Raw genomic sequence first — 20,090 nt, 5'->3', positions numbered from 1 at the left:
TCAGGCGATGGTGATGCTGTTGATCACGACGTCGTCGACCGGGCGGTCCGCGCGGTCGGTGGCGGTGGTGGCGATCGCGTCGACGACCTTCTTCGAGTCGGCATCGACGACCTCACCGAAGATGGTGTGGCGGCGGTTGAGATGCGGGGTCGGGCCGACGGTGATGAAGAACTGCGAGCCGTTGGTGCCCGGGCCGGCGTTCGCCATCGCGAGCAGGTAGCCACGGTCGAACTGCAGCTCGGGGTGGAATTCGTCGGCGAACTGGTAGCCCGGGCCGCCGCGGCCGGTGCCGGTGGGGTCGCCGCCCTGGATCATGAAGCCGTCGATGACGCGGTGGAAGACCGCGCCGTCGTAGAACGGGCCGCTGGTCTCGCCCTTGGCGTTCTGGGTCTTGTACTCCTTGGTGCCCTCGGCGAGGCCGACGAAGTTCTCGACCGTCTTGGGAGCGTGGTTGCCGAAGAGGGCAATCACGATGTCGCCGCGGTTGGTGTGGAGCGTGGCCGTTGCTGTCTGATGCGGTGAAGTCACTCCCCCATGGTGCCATTGCCCGCCTCCCGGGCAGGACAGGCCGCGCAGGACACGGTCTCCGGTCACGGCCACAAGGCCGGGACCGTATGGAAGAGTGGACGCATGAGCAAGCTGATTCATGCCGACACCGACAACGTGTGGCTTCCGGCATTCGTGCGGCGCCACGACGAATCCGGCGATCTTGCGGGTGCTCTCCGTGTGGCCGGCGAGGGTGCTGTCGCGCTCGCGCAGGGTTCGAGTGCCGCCGGACTGTTCGCGGCCCGCAAGGGTCTGGACGTCGCGGGCGGATTGCTCACGGCAACACGACACGCCGCGGCCGCGCGGTGCGCCACGAAGTCGGCCGCGAGACGCGAGCGCAGGGGTAGGCGGACCGGTCTCGTCATCGCGGGCGTGGTGGCCGTCGCTGCAGCCGGAGGGGTCGTGCTCTACCGGCGACGCAGGCCGGCCCACCCTCCGATCGCTCCGGAACCGCCGCGCGTGCGGCCTGCGGAGTCGCCGGAGGCGACGACCGGCACGGTGGAGTCGCCGGGGACCACCGACGCGTCGGGCGACTGACCGCCGGGACCCGCCGAGACCTCGTCCGCCTGTCCGAATTCTCGTTCCGCCGAACGGATCTCGTAGTCGACGATGAGACGGGCCGCGAAGTAGAACACCGTCGGCAGAGCGAGTAGGACGGGGACGAAGGCCAGGAATTCCATGGCCACCTCCGTTCCGATCCGTGGTGGGACCGGCGAGTAACGGGCGGGCGCGTCGTCGATGACGGTTCGAGCGTAGGCGTGTCCGGAAGAGCCGGCACGTCCCGGACCCTGTCCCGGGCGGTGATCTCGTTCACACTCCCGTGGCTTCATGATCGACTTTCCGGAAGCTGTGATAAGCGACACATCCGGGTGCATACTCACCAGTAGGCACGCGACCCGGAGGCAGTCATGGCAGACAGCACCGATGTCCGAACCCCACAGGTCACCGAGCGGCAGGCCCGAGAAGTGGCCGAGCAGGCCCGCGAAACCGAATGGAACAAGCCGTCCTTCGCGAAGGAACTGTTCCTCGGACGTCTCACCCTCGACCTCGTCCATCCCTTCCCACGTCCGACGCCCGACGAGGACGCCCGCACCGAGGAGTTCCTCACCCGGCTCCGCGCGGTGTGCCGCTCGATGGACGGCGCCCGCATCGAGCGCGACTCGCGGGTACCCGACGAGTACGTGCGCGACCTGGCCGGACTCGGCTGCTTCGGCATGAAGATCCCCGAGGAATACGGCGGCCTCGGCCTGTCGCAGGTCGCCTACAACCGGGCGCTCACCGTGGTCGCCGGGGTACATCCCACCATCGGCGCACTGTTGTCGGCGCATCAGTCGATCGGGGTGCCGGAACCGCTGAAACTCGCCGGCACCCCCGAACAGAAGCAACGCTTCCTGCCGCGATGCGCGCGCGGCGCCATCTCGGCCTTTCTGCTCACCGAACCCGACGTCGGTTCCGACCCTGCCCGACTCGCGTCCACCGCCACCCCGATCGAGGACGGGAACGCCTACGAACTCGAGGGCGTCAAGCTGTGGACCACCAACGGGGTGGTCGCGGAACTGCTCGTCGTCATGGCACGCGTACCGAAGAGCGAGGGGCACCGCGGAGGGATTTCCGCATTCGTCGTCGAAGCGGACTCCCCCGGCATCACCGTCGAACGCCGCAACGCCTTCATGGGGTTGCGCGGTATCGAGAACGGCGTGACCCGGCTGCACGCGGTGCGGGTCCCGAAGGAGAACCTCATCGGGCGCGAAGGAGACGGTCTGAAGATCGCGCTGACGACGCTCAACGCCGGCCGGCTCGCCATTCCCGCGATGTGCGCGGGCGGCGGGAAGTGGGCGCTGAAGATCGCTCGTGAATGGTCGTCGGCGCGGGTCCAGTGGGGTAGGCCCGTCGGTGAGCACGAGGCCGTCGCCGCGAAGATCTCGTTCATCGCCGCGACCACCTACGCGCTCGAGTCCGTCGTGGAACTGTCGGGACAGATGAACGACGAGCAGCGCAACGACATCCGCATCGAGGCCGCACTGGCGAAACTGTGGGCGAGCGAGATGGGCTGTGTCATCGCCGACGAACTCGTGCAGATCCGCGGGGGCCGCGGTTACGAGACCGCCGCGTCACTCGCGGCGCGCGGTGAACGAGCCGTTCCCGCAGAACAACTCGTCCGCGACCTGCGGATCAACCGCATCTTCGAAGGGTCGAGCGAGATCATGCGTCTGCTCGTCGCCCGCGAGGCGGTCGACGCTCATCTGCGCGCCGCCGGCGAACTCGCCGACCCCGACTCGACGGGTAAGGCCAAGGCCCAGGCCGCGGTACGGGCGAGCGGGTTCTACGCCCGGTGGCTGCCGAAGCTGGTCGCCGGCAAGGGACAGCTACCGCGGACCTACAGCGAATTCGGTTCCCTCGCAGCACATCTTCGATACATCGAACGCAGTTCGCGCAAGCTGGCCCGCTCGACCTTCTACGGGATGGCCCGCTGGCAGGCCGGACTCGAGAAGCGGGAGAACTTCCTCGGACGGATCGTCGACATCGGAGCCGAGTTGTTCGCCGCGACCGCCGTGTGTGTACGCGCCGAACGGCAACGCGTCGACGGGCATCCCGGAGCCGACGCGGCCTTCGAGCTGGCCGATACCTTCTGCCGGCAGTCGCGGCTGCGGGTGGACAGATTGTTCGACGCCCTGTGGACGAACACCGATTCCGAGGACCGGCACACCGCGGTGGGCGTTCTCGAGGGCAGATACGAGTGGCTCGAGCGCGGTGTGCTCGATCCGAGCGAGGGCACCGGCCCGTGGATCGCCCGCTGGGAACCGGGTCCGTCGTCGGAGACGAACGTCGCGCGCCGGATCATCGACACCCGTCACTCGGTGTAGACCCCTCGTACGGATCCGGCCCGCACCCCGGGAGGGAGTACGGGCCGGATAGGTCGTGAATCGGCCGGAGCGTCAGAAGGTTCCGCAGTTGGACGGTGCGGGCTCACCACGCAGTCGCGCCTCGATGTACGCGACGGATTCGGGCAGCCCGGCGATCATCGGCACCGCGTGGTTGATGACGAAGCCGGGAAGGACGGGCGGCGTCGTGTTGGGCAGGAACTGCACCGTCGCGCCCTTGCCGCACCAGTCCAGCGCCAGCTCCCGGCCTTGACCGTAGGGAACGGTGTCGTCCTGCGTACCGTGCTGCAGCAGGACGGGCACGGCCGGGGTGCGCTTGCCGATGCGCTGTTCCTCGAGGATCTTCCGGACCTCGGGGAGGCGGCCGAGCACGATGTCGAGGGGCTCGCCCGTACGCGTGTAGTCGCCGGTGCGCTGGAACGCGAAGTTCGCCACCGTCTCCGGGACGCACTGGTTCGCCACGGCCGCGAGCATCTGCCGGCCACGATCCCCGATCTCGGCGTCGATCTCGTCGCGCAGTTCCGGGTACGCCTCGCCCAGACCGTTGATCGTGTAACCGATCGCACCGGTGAGCAGCGTGCCGTCGATCTGCTTCAGCGTGGCCACGAGATCGGCAGGCGGAGCACCCACGTAGGCACCGGCGAGGTTCAGTTCGGGGGCGTACTCGGGAGCGAGCTCGGCCGCCGCGCCCGATGCGCCGCCCCCCTGCGAGTAGCCGAACAGGCCGACCGGGCTGTTCTCGGTCACCGAGGCGTTCTCGAGTTTCAGCGCCGCACGCACCGAGTCGAGGACCGCGTGCGCCTCTGCGGCCCGGTTGACGTAGGTGTGGTGCCCCGGCGTACCGAGACCGTCGTAGTCGGTGACGACCACGGCGATGCCCCGCAACAGCAACGCGTTGATCGACAGCACCTCGTACTCGGTGAAGAAGTCGAGCGGTGGGTTGTAGTTGACGAGCGCCCCGAGATTTCTCGACGGCGCACACTGGTCGCCCTGACCGTGGGTGCCGACGGCCAGCGCGACGAGCGGACGGTCGCCGGGACCGTTCCACGGGGTCGACGGCTCGATGTAGGTGCCGCTCACCGCGTTGGGTGCGCCCTTCGCATCGTTGCTGCGATACAGGAGCGTGGTGCCCTGACCGGGGAAGACGCCGTCGGCGACCGGCACGCGCAGCGCCAGATCGGACGGTGCTGCGCGCAGGACGTCGCCGGGAGCGCCCGCCGGCGACAGGTCGGGGGGAAGGTAGAAATCCGTCTCGGCTCCCGCGGTCGTCGCGGTTCCGAGAAGCCCACCCGCGAGGACGATCGTCGTCACCGCCGCGGTCATCCATGTCCGAGCACGCCCCACCATGTTGTTCCTCCCACTGGACACACCGGCACCGTGTGTCCCTCGTCACGGTGGTACGGACTGTAACACGCACCTACCCGCCAGTAGGGTCGGCACTTTCCGGCCGGTCTGCCACAATCGTTCTTCGCGCCCGAAGCGGTGTATTTGTCCGGCCTACCCGCAACGGGTCGGGTCCTCGGCAGCACGACGGGCGGACAGCCTCTCGAGGAAGGGAAGACATGGCGATCGGTGTCGGCCTCCGGATCGGGCGAGTCGTGTCCACGGCGGTCATCGCATCCAACGAACCCGGCACTCCCGACCCTGTCGTCCTCGCCCGCGACACCGTCCTGCACGTCGACCACGACGGCACCACGTCGCTCGGCAGCGTGGCGCACGGAGACGAAGCACGCACGATCGCGGGGTTCCTCACCCGGGTCGGCGACGCCTCGGGCATCACCGCGAGCGACGGTCGCATGTACCGCGCCGAGGACGCGATGGCCACCGCCATCCACTGCCTGTTGCGGGAGTGCCACCCGTTGCCGACCTTCGGCGGCATGGACCGGGACAGCGATCCCGGCTACGCCGCCACCTACCCGTCGCACTGGGATCCGGACACCATCGCGACCTTGCGTGCCGCCCTGGACTACGCGGATCTGCGGCACGTGGATCTCGTGTCCGACGCGCAGGCGGCCGCCGCCTGGTACGCCTCCGAGATCTCCGAGACCCCAGGCCAACTCGTGGGGGTCTTCCATCTCGACGACGGCGGTTCGACCGTCACCCTCGTACGCTCGGGCGTGCCCGCCGGCAAGGCCTACCGCACTCCCGCTCAGGGCGCTCCGTCCCCGGCGGCCCAACTCGCCACGGCCCTCGGATCGTTCGGCTGGATACCGGACAATCTCGAGGCCGTCGTCGTCATGGGCGACGGTCTCGTCGCACGCGATCGCACCCACATCCAGGAGATCGCGAACAGCCTCGCCACGAAGCTCACGGTGCGCAGCCTCGTCGGGCCGGGCCCGGAACAGACGGCGGCGCTCGGCGCCGCGATCCTCGCGGCCGGATTCACGCCGGCACGCGAGACCACCAAGACCCGGATCGGACTTCCACCCTCCTACGACGAAACCGACGTGCTCACCGGCGGTTTCGCTCGGCTGCGCGAACTCGAGGAGAGACGTCTCGGGGCCGAGAGCACCGCCGAGAACCGCGGAGCAGCGAGGAAGGAGGCCGCGCCCGTTCCGGTACTCACCACGGGCACCGCGGACGAGAACACCGGCAACACGAGAACGGTCGTCATCGGGGTGGTCGCCGTTCTCGTGCTGATCGCGATCCTCGCCGGTATGCTGCTCTGATCGATCTCCTGTCTCCGATCGACCCTGCTCAGTCCGTCGGGGTGCGGTCGGGAGCCGGAACCGCAGCGAGCGCGGCGGCGTCCTCGTCCCCGAAACGATCCTCGAGCACGGCGGGAGCGAAATCGAGATCGATCTCCTCCAGCGGGCGTCCGCGCGCGGATTCTATTGCACCGAGCCGTCTCTGTGCCCGGTCGGCCGCATAGGAGATGAACTCGTCGTTGTCGAGACCGTAGGGCTGTTCGTCGAACTGCTCGTTCTGCCACTGGATCATGCCGGTCGCGAGGGGAAGCAACTCCTCCATCCGCTGCAACACGACGTTCCAGTTCGAGTCGTCCGCTGCCACATGCCGTCGGCAGGTGAAGGTCCCCCACGCCATGTGCCGGCGCTCGTCGGAGCCGATCCGCCGGATGATCTCCTGCATGCCCGGCAGGATCCCGTACTTGGTGCACACCTTCTGCCACGCGTAGTAGCCCGTCAGCGCGAGACTGCCCTCGATGACGTGGTTGTAGGTGACACTCGCGCGGACCTGATTGGCCGGGGACGGATCTCGATCGAGCACGCGCAGGCTGTGCGGCAGCTCCTCGTAGAACAGCCGCCGGTAGTAGGGATTCTCGGCAACGAACGGGTGCAGGTCGGACGTCAGTCCCACGGTGTCCATCCAGCGACGGAACACCTGCACGTGCTTGGCCTCCTCGTAGCAGAACTGGGTCAGGTACATCTCGTCACCCAACCGGCCCTCCGCTTCCATGGCGCGGAGGAACGGAAGGATGTCCTGCGTGACGGCCTCCTCGCCGGCGACGAACAACGCGACCAGATAGGTCGAACTGCGGCGTTGTTCCGAGTTGAGCGACGCCCAGTCCTCGGCGTCGTGGGAGAAGTCGATGTCCATCGGATCCCAGTGCGCTGCGTTGCCCTTCGCGAAGAGCCGGAGCGGGAAGGCGTCCCAGTTCAGGCCGCCTTCCCGCAGCGACGCGAAACCCTGACGTATCTGTGTAATCTCGGTCACACCCTCGAGGCTAGACCTCGATTCCACATACGTCGCGGTCTTGTCTCAGACACCCAGCAAGGTGTCGCCGGGATACCCCTCCGGACCGAATCCCGGAGGGACGAGAAAGACCGCCGACCCGATCGGCGTGATCCACGGATTCAGCGCGTCGTGCTCGGCGAGGCGCTGCTGCACCGGGACGAACTGACGGTCCACATCCACCTGATAGGCGGCGAACAACAGACCGGCGCCGTCCTGATCGTCGTAGTTGTAGCCGCGTCGCAGGAACTGCTCGTCGCCGGTGCGGGGACGTGCCCGCGCGACGTGCGATTCCGGTGGGATCACCGGGATACCGAACCGGTCGGTGGCCTCGAAATCGGCGTCGTCGTGTTCCTCCGAACCCGTCAGCGGAGCGCCGTTCGACAGTCGCCGGCCGAGCGCGAGTTCGCGAGCCGGACGGTCCAGCTCGTCCCACGTGTCGAGTTCCATGCGGATCCGGCGCAGCACGAGCGAGGTGCCACCGGCCATCCACGGCGGGTCGCCGGGATTCCACACCTGCCGGTCGAAGTCCGGGCTGCGCGGGACGGGATTGACGGTGCCGTCGACCTGTCCCATGAGGTTGCGCATCGTCGTCCCGTCGGGCCGCGTACCGGCCGCACGCCGGAATCCGCGCTGGATCCACCGGACCGTCGCCAGCGATCGCACGCTCCTGGTGAGTGTGCGCACCGCGTGGGAGACGGTCACCGGGTCGTCTGCGCAGACCTGCACCAGCAGGTCACCGCCGGACCATCGCTCCTCGAGCCGGTCGATCGGGAAGGCCGGCAGCGGCTTCAGCCACGCCGGTCGCCGGTCGGTCAGGCCCGCGGCGGCGAAGACCGCGGGACCGTAGCCGACCGTGACCGTCAGACGGGCCGGGTCGACGGCGAGTTCGGGCTCGGTGTCGCCCAGCGCCGGCGTCCCGGTGGTGAGTCGCCGCGAATCCTCGGCCCACACCCGCATGATCCCGACGAGCCCGTCACGATCGACACCGTCGGCGAGGTCCAGTGCCACGAACGACACGAACGACTGCGCGGGGGTGTCGATACCCGCCTGATGGGCGCCGTGGATCTCGACGGTCTGCGAGCCCCTCGGTTCGGGCGCACGGGACGCGACCGCTGTGCCACCGCCGACCGCACCGAGTCCGGCCGCACCCAGCGCGGCGACACCACCACCGAGCAGGGTGCGTCGAGTGAACCTAGCCATCGTGGGCTGCCCCGTCGTGGGACGGCACGTACTCCTCCTGCGCCCCGGCGAAGTCGCGGACCTGGGCCGTGAACTCCTCGCTCGATCCGTCCGCGAACTCGAGTGTGAAGGTCACCGTGCTCCCGGGTCGCAGAGGCTCCACGAGGTCCATGAGCATGAGGTGGTCGCCGCCGGGCGCGAGGCTGTGCACGGTGTCCGCGGGGATGACGAGCCCGTCCCCCATCTCCTGCATCACCATCGAGGCGCCGCCGGACGACACCATCTCGTGCAGTTCCGTGGTGGCGGATGCAGGACTGGACGCGCCGACGATGTGCACGTCACTGCTGCCGGTGTTCTCGATCTCGGCGAAGGCGCCGGTCATCCCGGTGTCGGATGCCTTGACCCAGGCCTCGGACACGACGACGGCCTCGGCCGAGTCGGTGGTGCCGGTGTCGGAACCGCAGGCGGCGGCGAGCAGGGACGTTGCGGCGATCGCAGTGCCGAACATGGTCTTCTTCATGATTCTCCGTAAGTGTCGGTGCCTCTGCGGGCACACGGAACGAGCGGTCGCCGGCGGCGGCGACCGAGAAGGTTGACCTAGCGGAGAACAACGGGAGGTGCGCGGCTGCCGGTTCCGCCGACGAGTAGTACGCCGGGACCGATATCGGGGCGGTGGATCGTCGGGACAGGTTCGGCGACGGCCACGGGCAGCGTGCGGTACGTCTCGGGAACGATCCGGCGCAGCGCTGCGAGTGCTGCTTCGCAGCCCTTCTCGGCGCCCCGTACCAGTACTGCGGCGAGGAGGACGGCAACCGCGTGGGCGGACATCATTCCGGATCCCGGTGTGTGCAGGTGACCGTCGTGGAGTCCCAGCACGAGGTGGCCGGCGACCTGCCCGAGGACGAGGACGAGCGGCACCGGAAGCCTGGTTTCGCCGGTGAGGACTCCGATGGCGAAGGCAAGCCCGAGGAGGAACACCAGGGCGTCCTGGTGGGGAATCGCTCCGCCGGCGAAGGCGTGCGCGGCGATGCTCAGTGCGGCCGAGATTCCGCTCACGAAGACCGCGCGCATGCGCATCACGGTGTTCACCTCGGCCATGAAGTCAGAATACTTCCCTCACCTGCGATTACTACCCCATGTAGTAACCATCACCAAATATAACGACAGCGCGTCGGTAAGATATCGACGTGCCGTCGAGAAGATTGGGCACATATCCGGTCCAGCCCACGAAGGACTCCGCATGTTTCTTGCCATGCGCGAACTATGGTTCGCGCGCACCCGCTTCCTGTTGATGGGCGCCGTCGTCGCGCTCATCTCGATCCTCATGGTGATCCTGTCCGGTCTGTCGTCCGGTCTCGTCGTCGACGGCGTCTCCGCACTGCAGCGCACACCGGTGCAGGCATTCGCCTTCGCCGAAGGAACCAAGGCCGACTCCGCATTCTCCCGATCCGTGGTCACGGAGGACCAGGCCGATGCCTGGCGTGCCCGCCCGGACGTCGCTCGGGCCGAACTGTTCGGCAACACCATCGTCAACGCGAAGACCGAGAGCGGGGTCCCCGTGGACCTCACACTCTTCGGCATCCGGCCGGGCTCGTTCCTCGAACCCTCGGTCGCCGAGGGGGCACCGCTCGGTGGTGACACCGATGTCGTCCTCAGCGACAGCGCCCGCGCCACCGGCGTCGAACTCGGCGACACGATCGTCGTCGATCGTCTCGGTACCCGGTTGGACGTCGTCGGGTTCACCTCCGACAAGCGCACCTTCGGTCACGTCGACGTCGCCTACCTTCCCCTGAGCACCTGGCAGGAGATCCACGCCGGTGTCCGGCTCGGTGAACAGGTCCCTCCGAGCGCGTACACCGAAGCCAGTGTGGTCGCGATCGAGGGTGTGGACGGAGCACTGCCCGATCTCACCGCGGGTGACGCAGCGGCCGGTACGACAGCGAAGATCCTGGAGGAATCGTTCGATTCCTCCCCCGGCTACAGCGCCGAGATGATGACGATGTCGATGATCACCGCCTTCCTCTACGCGATCTCAGCCCTCGTCGTAGGAGCGTTCTTCACGATCTGGACCGTGCAGCGCAGCCGTGAGATCGCCGTCCTCCGCGCCATGGGCGCCTCCACCGGATTCCTCCTGCGCGACGCCCTCCTGCAGGCCGTGATCGTGCTCGTCGGCTCGGTCGCCTTCGGTGTGCTCGTCGGTCTCGGACTCGGGTCGGGCCTCGAGGGCAGCGGCATGCCGTTCGTCCTCGAATCCGGCCCCGTCGCTCGAGGTGCCGTTCTGCTCGTCGTCCTCGGTCTGCTCGGCGCCGCCCTCGCCGTGGTCCGCATCGTCCGTGTCGATCCGCTCGCTGCCCTGGGAGAGAACAGATGACCGTCACCACCTCCACCGGCCTCGCACTGTCCGACGTCTGCCTGTCCTTCGGCGACGGCGACAGCACGGTCCACGCCCTCGATCACGTCGACCTGGGCGTCGAGCCGGGTGAACTGGTCGCCGTCGTCGGGCCGTCCGGTGCCGGCAAATCGAGTCTGCTGGCGGTCGCCGGTGGCCTCGGCCGACCCACTTCCGGCACCGTGAGTGTCGACGGTATCGAGGTGACCGCACTCGACCCGCGGGCGACCGCGAAGCTGCGCCGAGAGCGGGTCGGGTTCGTATTCCAGTCCGGCAATCTCCTCCCCGCCCTGACCGCACGCGATCAACTGCTCCTCGTCGAGAAGATCGCCGGACGCCCCGGACGGAACCCTGACGAGCTGCTCGCCTCGGTGGGTATGGAGCACCGCGCCCAGCGGCGACCCGGGCAGCTCTCGGGCGGTGAGCGTCAACGTGTCGGCATCGCGCGGGCCCTGATGGCCGAACCGTCGTTGTTGCTCGTCGACGAACCCACCGCCGCCCTCGATCGGAAACGCAGCCACGAGGTCGTCGAACTGCTGGCACGGGAAACCCACACCAGTGGAGTGGCTACGATCATGGTCACCCACGACCACGAAATCCTGCGGCACTGCGACCGCGTGCTCGAAATGGTCGACGGAAGACTTCGACCACACGACTGAACGGTCGACAGCCGAACGAGGAGGGCCGGCGGTGCCGAAGATTTCCGCAGCGACGGTCGCGGAGCACCGCGCAGCGCAGCGCCGTGCCCTCCTCGACGCGGCGCTCGAACTCCTCGCCGAGAAACCGGAACAGGCACCCTCGCTCGGCGATGTGGCGCGTCGTGCGGGTCTGGCCCGGTCGAGCGTCTACAACTACTTCGATTCGCGCGACGACCTGCTGCACGCGGTCGTCGTCGACATGTTCCCGCGCTGGAACACACGCGTGGTCGAGGCGATGGAGAAGGTGTCCGATCCGACGGAGCGGGTGCTGACGTACATCGACGTCAATCTGCAGCTGGTCGCCGAAGGAGAGCACGCGATCGTCGGTGCTCTCGCCGCTTTCACCCCTCAGGCGTTCAGTGACGAGAGCATGCACGCCATGCATCAGGACCTCGTCCTCCCCCTCGTCGAGTCGCTGCGGGCCCTCGGAGTCGCGGATCCCGAACTCGATGCCGAGCTCGTCACCGCGCTCGTGCACAAGGGAACGGAATTGATCGAGGCCGGTCGCGGGCTCGACGACGTACGTGCCTCGATCCGAAGAATCCTCACCACCGCCCTGTCCTGATGTTTCACGTGAAACGACGCACCGATTAGGGACTCTTCACGATCCTCTCGGGATCGGAAGTTCCCTCAACGGATCACCGCCGTCGATGAACAGTCGCGCATCCGGGCGCGTCGCCGCCGCGATGCGTGCCAGAGCTGCCCTACCGGCTTCGGGGTGCCGTCCGTCGAGGGCGCCGACCCTGATTGCGAAGACGAGGTCGAACGGCTCCTCGTCCACGCCCGGGACGAAGTCCTCGACGGCGACACAGCGCGCCCTCAACCGGCCCGCAGCGATCAGATCTCCGGACGACGAGGTCAGCCGGTCGATCGCCACCGGGGACCGGTCGAGAGCGAGAATGTGTCCGGTGGTCAACCGTTCGGCGACCGCACGCGCTGCGGCCCCGGGCCCACAGCCGATCTCCAGCACCCTCAGGTGCGGCTCCAGAGGCAGGGCCGCGACGATCTCGGCGAGTCGCGGAGAGAGGCGAGGCGTCACCCTTCGAGTGTGGGATGTAGGCACACCAGCCGGGGCAGCAACAGAGAAAGGGCGCTTCCGGAATCCCGGAAACGCCCTCTACCTGAATATTTTCTTGTGGAGCCTAGGAGATTCGAACTCCTGACATCTGCCTTGCAAAGGCAGCGCTCTACCAACTGAGCTAAGGCCCCGTCCGCCGCTTCAGCGACTGGGAACCGCGTGCCATTCGTCTTCGCTCCGAAGCATGCGAGCAATTCCGAGAACGATCAGGAACCCGGTTCCCACGAGTGCGAGAACCTTCATTCCGATCACCCTTCCGGCACGGGAGTGGGCCTAGGAGGACTTGAACCTCCGACCTCTTCGTTATCAGCGAAGCGCTCTAACCGCCTGAGCTATAGGCCCTCGAACCGAGATGGAACACTACCCCACCGAAGCCGCCAGAAACAAATCGCCTCGGCGGGGCAGCGTTCCCGCAGGTCAATCCGGGTCGGCGAGGGTCGCCTGAACACCCCCGACGAGATCGGTGCAGAGGTTGTAGATGAACGCACCGAGAGTCGCGAGAGCCGTCAGCAACACCGTGTTGGCGATGCCGATGATCGTCGCGTAGCCGAACACCTGGCCGGCCGAAACGAGCGCACCACTACCGGAGTCGGAGACGATGTCGGTGAACGCACTGTTGAGGCGTTCCCACACCCCCATACCGGCCAGCACGCCGTAGAGCAGGCCCACCGCGATCATCCACACGAAGAACAGCGACACCGAGATCACCGACGAGATCTTCAGCATCGACCACGGGTCGATACGGCGGATCTGGACGGTGGCTCGCAGCGGTCCCGTGGCAGGGATCGCCGTGGGAACCGCAGTCGTGGCTGCAGCCGCGCTCACCTGAGGGGTCTCCCCCGTGCTCGGCGAACCGGACGACGGATGCTTCACGGCGGACAGATCGGGCAGATCCTTGGCGAGATCCTTGCGCTCGATGTGCCGGGTCGGACCGTCGATGACCGCGGACTTCGCCTTCGCCGCAGCGGCACGGTCCGCTTTCGCCGCAGCGACCCGGTCGGCCGCCGCCCGAGCGGCATCTCCGGAACCGGCGGGGCGAGCCCCTCCGGCGGCCTTGGGAGCGGCCGTACCCGTCACGACGGGACGCGTCGACGGATTCGCACCTCCGGGCGCAGCACCCTTACCCGCGGACGCAGCGGGACGCTGAGGCGATCCGCCCTGTTTGGAGAGACCGGGGCCGACACCGGGAACGTTCGTCTGCGGAGCGTTCTGCTGGGCACCCGACTGCGCCGAGGCCGTTCCCCGCTGCCAGGGAGGGGTCGGGCCGCCGGAGCGAGGCGACTGACCTGTGCGCCCCTGACCGTCGGCCACGGATGCACCACCGGACTTCGGCGCGTCCCCCTGGACCGGTTTCTCCGGGGTCGCCTTCGCCGGTGCCTCGGCGGCCTTCTGCGCGGGTGCCGTATCTGCCGGGGAATCGTCGCGACGCGGCTGCTCCGGCGCCCCCGCTGTCGGACCGGACGAGTCCTGCGCCGGTGCCCCGGCCGCCTGGGACGGCCGGTTCTCCGGCGCCGGTTTCTGCTCCGGTGCCGTGCCCTGCTGCTGACCCGATTTCTCGGGTGTCACCTCATTCTGTGTACGGTCCTCCGGCTTCCGACCGGGTTGCCCGCGATCGGCCCCGTTCGGTCCCTGGGGAGTGCTCACTTACGACTCCTTAGCTCCGGCTGCGTCGGCTTCGTCCGGCTCGTCGGCGTTGCGTGCGATCGCGAGCAATGTATCGCCCTCGGCCAGATTCATGAGCCGCACGCCCTTGGTCTGACGGCCTGCCTTGCGCACCTGCTTCGCCGCAGTGCGGATGACACCGCCGCTCGAGGTGATGGCGTACAACTCGTCGTCGTCCTCGACGATGCGTGCGCCGACAAGGGTGCCACGTTTCCGGTCGTACTGGATCGTCAGGACGCCCTTACCACCGCGACCCTGCACCGGGTAGTCCTCCATGGCGGTGCGCTTCGCGTAACCACCGGACGTTGCGACCAGCAGATAGGTGCCTTCCTTGACGACATTGAGCGAGAGCAGCCTGTCGTCGCCGTTGAAACGCATGCCCTGCACACCGGAGGTCGCGCGGCCCATCGGACGCAGTGCCTCGTCGGTGGCCGAGAAGCGGATGGACTGGCCCTGCTCCGACACGAGCAGCAGGTCGTCGTCGGCGGAGCACAGTACGGCGCCCACCATTTCGTCGTCGCCGCGCAGATTGATCGCGACGATGCCGCCCGAGCGGTTGGAGTCGAAGTCCGACAGGCGCGACTTCTTCACCAGACCGTTGCGGGTCGCGAGCACCAGGTAGGGGGCGTCCTCATAGGTCTTGAGACGGATGACGCCCTGGATGCGCTCGTCGGGCTGGAAGGCCAGCAGGTTCGCGACGTGCTGACCACGCGCAGTGCGGTTCGCCTCGGGCAGCTCGTACGCCTTCGCCCGGTAGACGCGGCCCTTCGTCGTGAAGAACAGCAGCCAGTCGTGCGTGGACGTCACGAAGAAGTGCTTGACGATGTCGTCCTGCTTGAGCTCGGCTCCCTTGACGCCCTTACCGCCACGCTTCTGCGAGCGGTACAGGTCGGTGCGCGTGCGCTTGGCGTAGCCGGTCTCGGTGATGGTGACGACGACGTCCTCGCGTGCGATGAGGTCCTCGTCGTTGACGTCGCCGTCGGCCGCGACCAGCCGAGTGCGACGATCGTCGCCGTACTTGTCGACGATCTCCTTCAGCTCGTCGCGGACGATCGCGCGCTGCCGCTCGGGCTTGTCGAGAATGTCCTTGTAGTCCTCGATCTCGCGCTCGATCTCGGCGAGGTCGTCGATGATCTTCTGCCGTTCGAGAGCGGCGAGGCGACGGAGCTGCATCGCAAGGATCGCGTCGGCCTGGATCTCGTCGACCGTGAGCAGGTCGATCAGGCCGGCACGCGCGATGTCGACGGTCTGCGACGCACGGATGAGCGCGATGACCTGGTCGAGCGCGTCGAGCGCCTTGACCAGGCCGCGCAGGATGTGGGCGCGTTCCTCGGCCTTGCGCAGCAGGTAGCGCGTGCGCCGGACGATGACTTCGACCTGGTGGTTGACGTACAACCGGATCATCTGGTCGAGGCGCAGCGTGCGGGGCACCCCGTCGACGATCGACAGCATGTTGCAGCCGAAGCTGGTCTGCAGCTGCGTGTGCTTGTACAGGTTGTTGAGGACGACCTTTGCGACGGCGTCGCGGCGCACCGTGACGACGATGCGCATTCCCACGCGGTCCGACGACTCGTCGTGGATGTCGGAGATGCCGGCGATCTTGCCGTCCCTGACCTGCTCGGCGATCGAGGTGATCAGGTTGTCCGGGTTGACCATGTACGGCAGCTCGGTGATCACGATGGTGTTGCGACCCTTGGCGTCCTCTTCGATCTCGACGACGCCGCGCATCTTCACCGAGCCGCGACCGGTCGTGTACGCATCGTGGATGCCCTGGGTGCCGGTGATGAGGCCGGCCGTCGGGAAGTCCGGTCCCTTGATCCGCTCCATCACAGCGGCGAGAGTGGTCTCCTCGTCGGCCTCGAAGTTCTCGAGCGCCCAGTAGATGGCCTCGGCGACTTCGCGAAGGTTGTGCGGAGGAATGTTGGTGGCCATACCCACCGCGATGCCACCCGAACCGTTGATCAACAGGTTGGGGATACGGCTGGGGAGAACCGTCGGTTCCTGCGTGCGGCCGTCGTAGTTGGGCTGGAAATCGACCGTCTCGTGGTCGATCTCGCGCAGCATCTCCATCGCGAGCGGCGTGAGCCGGCATTCGGTGTACCGCATGGCGGCCGCGCCGTCGTTGCCGCGGGAACCGAAGTTGCCCTGGCCGTCGACGAGCGGATAGCGCATCGACCACGGCTGGGCCAGACGCACCAGCGTGTCGTAGATCGACGAGTCGCCGTGCGGGTGATAGTTGCCCATGGTCTCGGCGACCGCGCGTGCCGACTTCACGTACCCACGGTCGGGGCGGAAGCCGTTGTCGAACATCGCGTAGAGCACGCGACGATGCACCGGTTTGAGGCCGTCACGCACGTCGGGCAGAGCACGGCCGACGATCACGCTCATCGCGTAATCGATGTAGCTGCTCTGCATCTCCTGCTGGATGTCGACGGGCTCGATGCGGTCGTGCCCCGGCCCCTCGGGAGGCAACGTGGTGTCGGTCATGAGCTCCTTCTTCTACTCGGCTCGCACGCCCCGGCTCCGGCCTTCGGCCGGACGGACGTCTCGCAACCACACGAGTCTATAGGTGCAGGTCAGCTGGTGCCGCGAAGGACAGGCACTTCACATGCCGAGATCTGTCCGGAACGGGGCTCTCACATGTGGGATCCGGTCACGGGGTCGCGGTCGACCTGCCGTTCCACCTCTGCCGCCCACTGCTCGAGCCGGGCGTCGCGCACGGCGTCCTCCGGGTCGGAGGCGAGCAGCAGCGCGGTGATCGGCACGGCCAGGACGATGATGCCGAGAACGAACGCGGGGAAGAGCAGCGACAACACGGTCATGCCTTCCGGCGCGGGCAGGCTCGGGTCGAGGGTGACCCGCACCCCCGCCATACCGGTGTAGTGCAACGCCACGACCGCGCATCCCATGACGACCGCGGCGACGATGCGGATCTCGAGCCGCCGCGCCCGGCGCGCGAGTGCGAGGGCAACCGTGGAGGCGACGACACCGATGATCACCGACGCGATCACGTAGCCCGTCTCGTGTTCGATCGTGCCCCGGATGCGGATGGCGAACATGCCGCTGTAGTGCATCATGCTCACCGCGGCGCCCATCAGCAGACCGCCGACGAGCAGACGCACCGATTCCGCCACCTGGCGCTTGCTGACGGCGTGCACGTCGGCGATCCTCAACCCCACGAGAGTCGCGACGACGGCGAGAACGACCGAGAAGACGGTCGGTGCCAGCTCGTACCGGATGGCTGTGCCCGGCACGGAGAAACCCATCATGCCGATGAAGTGCATGAGCCAGATACCCACGCCACCGATGGACAGCGACGCCATGAGGAGCCACCAGTTGCCGCTGCGCCGGGGCTCGTCGAGCGACCGTCGAACGCAGGACAACCCGACGAACGACCCTATTACCGCAGTGGCATAGGACAGGAAGAATACCCACATCCCCATGGAGAAGTGGTGTACGTCGTGTGACACGTGGGCCCTCACAGTGGCACGCTGTCACCACCGCGCTCGGAGGGCGCGCGCCACGACCTACCCGATGCGAGCTGCACCCCGACTGTCCAGCAGCGTAAGAGACCTTATCGCACTGTGGGCGTTCACATCACATCACCGTTCCACACGTCGTTCGTCGGGACCGGACATAACATCGGAGCGGTCCTCGCCCAGCCAGCTCGCCATTTCTCGTTCCTGCTCGAGGTCCTGGGTGCTCGCCGACGCCATCAGAGCGACGACCGGGACAGCGAGCAGCGCGACGCCGATGATGAATCCGGGGAACAGCAGAGTCATGATGGTCATCCCCTCCGGGTTCGGAGCGGACGGATCGACGGTCACCGCGATCCCGGCCATTCCCGTGTAGTGCAACGCCACGACAGCGCATCCCATGACCGCAGCGGCCGGGATCCGTACGGCGGGCCGTTCCGCGACCCGCGACAACCACAGCGCCACGACCGACGCGACGACACCGATGGCCACGGACGCTGCGACGTACAACCGTCCCTGCTCGAGTTCGCCCTGGACCCGCACCGCGGCCATGCCGCTGTAGTGCATGCCGGCGACGGCGAACCCCATGATCACTCCGCCGATGAGAATCCGCACGTCGGACGGCATCGCGCGGAGCCACTGCACGTCGGTGTCGACGATCCGTAAGCCGAACAGGGTGGCTGCGACGGCGAGCGCGACCGACAGCAGCGTCAGTCCGAGGTCGTAACGGATGGTGGAACCGGGTACGTCGAATCCCATCATCCCGATGAAGTGCATCAACCAGATCCCGACACCCCCGATGGACAGGGCTGCCATGAGCGTCCATCGGGTTCGGGCGACCGATGTCCACGCATTCGCGGCTTTGCGCGCGCAGGACAGACCGGCATAACATCCGACCGCGGAAGTGATGTAGGCGAGGGCGAAAACCCATACACCCATGGAAAAATGGTGAACCTCGTGCGACATGTTGCCCCCAGGAGAGCGGCACGCACGACGCATCGGTTCGTGTCGTGCCGAGTAGACCGACAGCGCCCCCCGACGCTATCCAGCAGCGTACTCCCCTTTTCCGGTTTCAACCAGATGTGCTGGGTGACAATATATTCGGAAAATCTTCAGAAGGTCCGTCCGTCGACCGACTCCACCGGTCCTTCCGCAGCCCACCGCTCGGACTCCGCTTCCAGTTCCGCCGCAACCCGATCCGGCGCCTGAAGCACCAGCACGATGGGTACGGCCAGCAACAACAGACCACCGACGAAGAGCGGGAAGAGAATCGAGAAGACCTCGATCCCACCCGAGACCACCACCGCGGGATCGATCTTCACACGCACCGACGCGGCGGCGAGAAAGTGCACGGCGATCACGGCAGCACCGGCCAGCGCGCTACTGAGCAGACGTTTGGGCCACGTGTCCGCGGTCTTCACCTGCGCCAGGAAACCCACGGCGGTCACGACCGCCAGCACCACCGCCGCGACGACCCAGACGGGATCGAACGTCAGTGAACCCCGGATCCGCACCGCGGCGAGGACTGTGAACGGCACGGCTGCCAGGCCGGCGCCCAGCACCAGAGCCCCCATGACCGTGCGGCCGAGGGTGGCAGGGCTGTCGCCGGAAATCGCGACGAGCAGAGCCACGTACACCGACACCATCGCGACGAGTATCGAGAACACGATGGTGACGGTGTCGTACCGCACCACGCTGTCGTCGACGTTGAAGCCCGCCATGGGCAGGAAGACGGCGAGCCAGACACCCACACCGCCGCTCACCAGCGCCGCGAGAATCATCCAGTACGAACGCAATCGATCACTGGAGGTGGTTCGTACGCGCCGAGCACCGGTGCCCCCGACGAACACCCCGATCGCCGAGGTCAGATAAGCGAGGACCGTAACCCACGACCCCATCGTGAAGAGTTCGAGGCCCTCCCCCATTACTGGGTCACCGGCTGGTGCAACTTGCGCAGGGCATATTCGGTGACGGTGACCAGCGCCTGCTTCGCCGATTCCCGTGCTCGGGCGTCGATGGAGACGATCGGCACATCAGCCGAGATCGCCATCGCCTGCCGGATGTCCTCGAGCGGGTACCGGGGAGCATCGTCGAATTCGTTGATGGCGACGATGAACGGGAGATTGCGCGCCTCGAAGAAGTCGACGGCGGCGAAGCTCTCGTCCAGGCGACGCGTATCGATCAGCACGATGGCACCGATGGCGCCGCGGATGAGGTCGTCCCACATGAACCAGAAGCGATGCTGTCCGGGGGTGCCGAACAGGTAGAGGACGAGGTCGTCGGCCAGACTGATACGACCGAAGTCCATGGCGACCGTAGTAGTGGCCTTCTGCGGTGTCGCAGAGAGGTTGTCGACGCCGTCGCTGGCGTTCGTCACGAGCGCCTCGGTGCGAAGCGGCACGATTTCCGACACCGCCCCGACCAGAGTCGTCTTACCGACGCCGAAGCCTCCGGCAATGACGATCTTGGTCGAGGTCACGCGCT

General features: G+C 67.3%; 19 protein-coding genes and 2 tRNA genes. 6 read left to right on the top strand and 15 right to left on the bottom strand.

Going from position 1 to position 20,090, the window contains the following annotated elements; all coding sequences use genetic code 11:
* Positions 1-528 carry a peptidylprolyl isomerase gene (locus A8G18_RS13440; protein ID WP_016931501.1) on the bottom strand — a complete coding sequence of 176 codons (528 nt, stop codon included), beginning with the start codon at positions 526-528 and terminating at the stop codon, positions 1-3.
* 102 nt (positions 529-630) lie between these two features.
* Between A8G18_RS13440 and A8G18_RS22495 the strand changes: the two genes are divergently transcribed.
* Together A8G18_RS22495 and A8G18_RS13430 are read left to right on the top strand one after the other, a co-directional pair.
* Positions 631-1,083 (top strand): hypothetical protein, encoded by a 453-nt coding sequence (locus tag A8G18_RS22495; protein WP_084421790.1) that lies wholly within the window; start codon positions 631-633, stop codon positions 1,081-1,083.
* Positions 1,084-1,454: 371 nt separating this feature from the next.
* On the top strand, positions 1,455-3,410 hold the full coding sequence (locus A8G18_RS13430) for an acyl-CoA dehydrogenase family protein (RefSeq protein WP_064064263.1): 1,956 nt from the start codon (positions 1,455-1,457) through the stop codon (positions 3,408-3,410).
* A gap of 72 nt (positions 3,411-3,482) precedes the next feature.
* Here the strand turns inward: A8G18_RS13430 and A8G18_RS13425 are convergent, their stop codons facing one another.
* Positions 3,483-4,775, bottom strand: a complete 1,293-nt coding sequence (locus tag A8G18_RS13425; protein ID WP_084421788.1) for a lipase family protein — start codon at positions 4,773-4,775, stop codon at positions 3,483-3,485.
* A gap of 215 nt (positions 4,776-4,990) precedes the next feature.
* On the opposite strand from A8G18_RS13425, the gene A8G18_RS13420 reads away from it, so the two are divergent.
* Positions 4,991-6,097, top strand: a complete 1,107-nt coding sequence (locus A8G18_RS13420) for a DUF7159 family protein (RefSeq protein ID WP_064064262.1) — start codon at positions 4,991-4,993, stop codon at positions 6,095-6,097.
* 28 nt (positions 6,098-6,125) lie between these two features.
* On the opposite strand, the gene A8G18_RS13415 is transcribed toward A8G18_RS13420, so the two are convergent.
* From A8G18_RS13415 to A8G18_RS13400, 4 genes are all read right to left on the bottom strand, one after another.
* Positions 6,126-7,103, bottom strand: coding sequence for a R2-like ligand-binding oxidase (locus A8G18_RS13415; protein ID WP_064064261.1), 978 nt, complete (start codon positions 7,101-7,103; stop codon positions 6,126-6,128).
* Between the two features lie 45 nt (positions 7,104-7,148).
* On the bottom strand, positions 7,149-8,324 hold the full coding sequence (locus A8G18_RS13410; protein ID WP_064064260.1) for a Dyp-type peroxidase: 1,176 nt from the start codon (positions 8,322-8,324) through the stop codon (positions 7,149-7,151).
* Positions 8,317-8,823 carry a copper chaperone PCu(A)C gene (locus A8G18_RS13405; RefSeq protein ID WP_064064259.1) on the bottom strand — a complete coding sequence of 169 codons (507 nt, stop codon included), beginning with the start codon at positions 8,821-8,823 and terminating at the stop codon, positions 8,317-8,319. Before A8G18_RS13405 ends, A8G18_RS13410 begins: the two co-directional genes overlap by 8 nt.
* Positions 8,824-8,900: 77 nt before the next feature.
* A complete protein-coding gene (locus A8G18_RS13400; protein ID WP_064064258.1) occupies positions 8,901-9,401 on the bottom strand; it encodes a hypothetical protein in 501 nt (166 codons plus the stop codon).
* 142 nt (positions 9,402-9,543) lie between these two features.
* Here A8G18_RS13400 and A8G18_RS13395 point away from each other — a divergent pair, with 142 nt between their 5' ends.
* From A8G18_RS13395 to A8G18_RS13385, 3 genes are read left to right on the top strand one after another with little or no spacing between them, the layout of a single operon-like run.
* Positions 9,544-10,674 carry an FtsX-like permease family protein gene (locus tag A8G18_RS13395; RefSeq protein WP_064064257.1) on the top strand — a complete coding sequence of 377 codons (1,131 nt, stop codon included), beginning with the start codon at positions 9,544-9,546 and terminating at the stop codon, positions 10,672-10,674.
* Complete coding sequence (locus A8G18_RS13390; protein WP_006550926.1) at positions 10,671-11,351, top strand: ABC transporter ATP-binding protein; 681 nt, start codon at positions 10,671-10,673, stop codon at positions 11,349-11,351. Before A8G18_RS13395 ends, A8G18_RS13390 begins: the two co-directional genes overlap by 4 nt.
* Before the next feature lie 31 nt (positions 11,352-11,382).
* A complete protein-coding gene (locus tag A8G18_RS13385) occupies positions 11,383-11,955 on the top strand; it encodes a TetR/AcrR family transcriptional regulator (protein WP_064064256.1) in 573 nt (190 codons plus the stop codon).
* 36 nt (positions 11,956-11,991) lie between these two features.
* Here the strand turns inward: A8G18_RS13385 and A8G18_RS13380 are convergent, their stop codons facing one another.
* The 9 genes from A8G18_RS13380 to A8G18_RS13340 form a co-directional block, all read right to left on the bottom strand.
* Positions 11,992-12,429, bottom strand: a complete 438-nt coding sequence (locus tag A8G18_RS13380; protein ID WP_064064255.1) for a class I SAM-dependent methyltransferase — start codon at positions 12,427-12,429, stop codon at positions 11,992-11,994.
* A gap of 97 nt (positions 12,430-12,526) precedes the next feature.
* A tRNA-Ala gene (locus tag A8G18_RS13375) sits at positions 12,527-12,599 on the bottom strand.
* Between the two features lie 137 nt (positions 12,600-12,736).
* Positions 12,737-12,810, bottom strand: a tRNA-Ile gene (locus A8G18_RS13370).
* 75 nt (positions 12,811-12,885) lie between these two features.
* Positions 12,886-14,112: a DUF3566 domain-containing protein gene (locus A8G18_RS13365; RefSeq protein WP_064064254.1), complete on the bottom strand. Its 1,227-nt coding sequence runs from the start codon at positions 14,110-14,112 to the stop codon at positions 12,886-12,888.
* Positions 14,113-16,617 (bottom strand): DNA gyrase subunit A, encoded by a 2,505-nt coding sequence (gene gyrA / locus A8G18_RS13360; RefSeq protein ID WP_016931515.1) that lies wholly within the window; start codon positions 16,615-16,617, stop codon positions 14,113-14,115.
* 149 nt (positions 16,618-16,766) lie between these two features.
* Complete coding sequence (locus A8G18_RS13355; protein WP_064064253.1) at positions 16,767-17,567, bottom strand: MHYT domain-containing protein; 801 nt, start codon at positions 17,565-17,567, stop codon at positions 16,767-16,769.
* Between the two features lie 165 nt (positions 17,568-17,732).
* Positions 17,733-18,572: an MHYT domain-containing protein gene (locus tag A8G18_RS13350; protein ID WP_084421785.1), complete on the bottom strand. Its 840-nt coding sequence runs from the start codon at positions 18,570-18,572 to the stop codon at positions 17,733-17,735.
* Between the two features lie 146 nt (positions 18,573-18,718).
* Positions 18,719-19,531, bottom strand: a complete 813-nt coding sequence (locus A8G18_RS13345) for an MHYT domain-containing protein (protein WP_064064251.1) — start codon at positions 19,529-19,531, stop codon at positions 18,719-18,721.
* Positions 19,531-20,085: a GTP-binding protein gene (locus tag A8G18_RS13340; protein WP_016691076.1), complete on the bottom strand. Its 555-nt coding sequence runs from the start codon at positions 20,083-20,085 to the stop codon at positions 19,531-19,533. Before A8G18_RS13340 ends, A8G18_RS13345 begins: the two co-directional genes overlap by 1 nt.
* Between the last annotated feature and the right edge of the window lie 5 nt (positions 20,086-20,090).

This window comes from Rhodococcus gordoniae, assembly GCF_001646655.1.
GTDB classification, from domain to species: domain Bacteria; phylum Actinomycetota; class Actinomycetes; order Mycobacteriales; family Mycobacteriaceae; genus Rhodococcus; species Rhodococcus gordoniae.
Note: the sequence above shows the minus strand (reverse complement) of the source record. Positions and strands in the feature narration are given on the sequence as shown.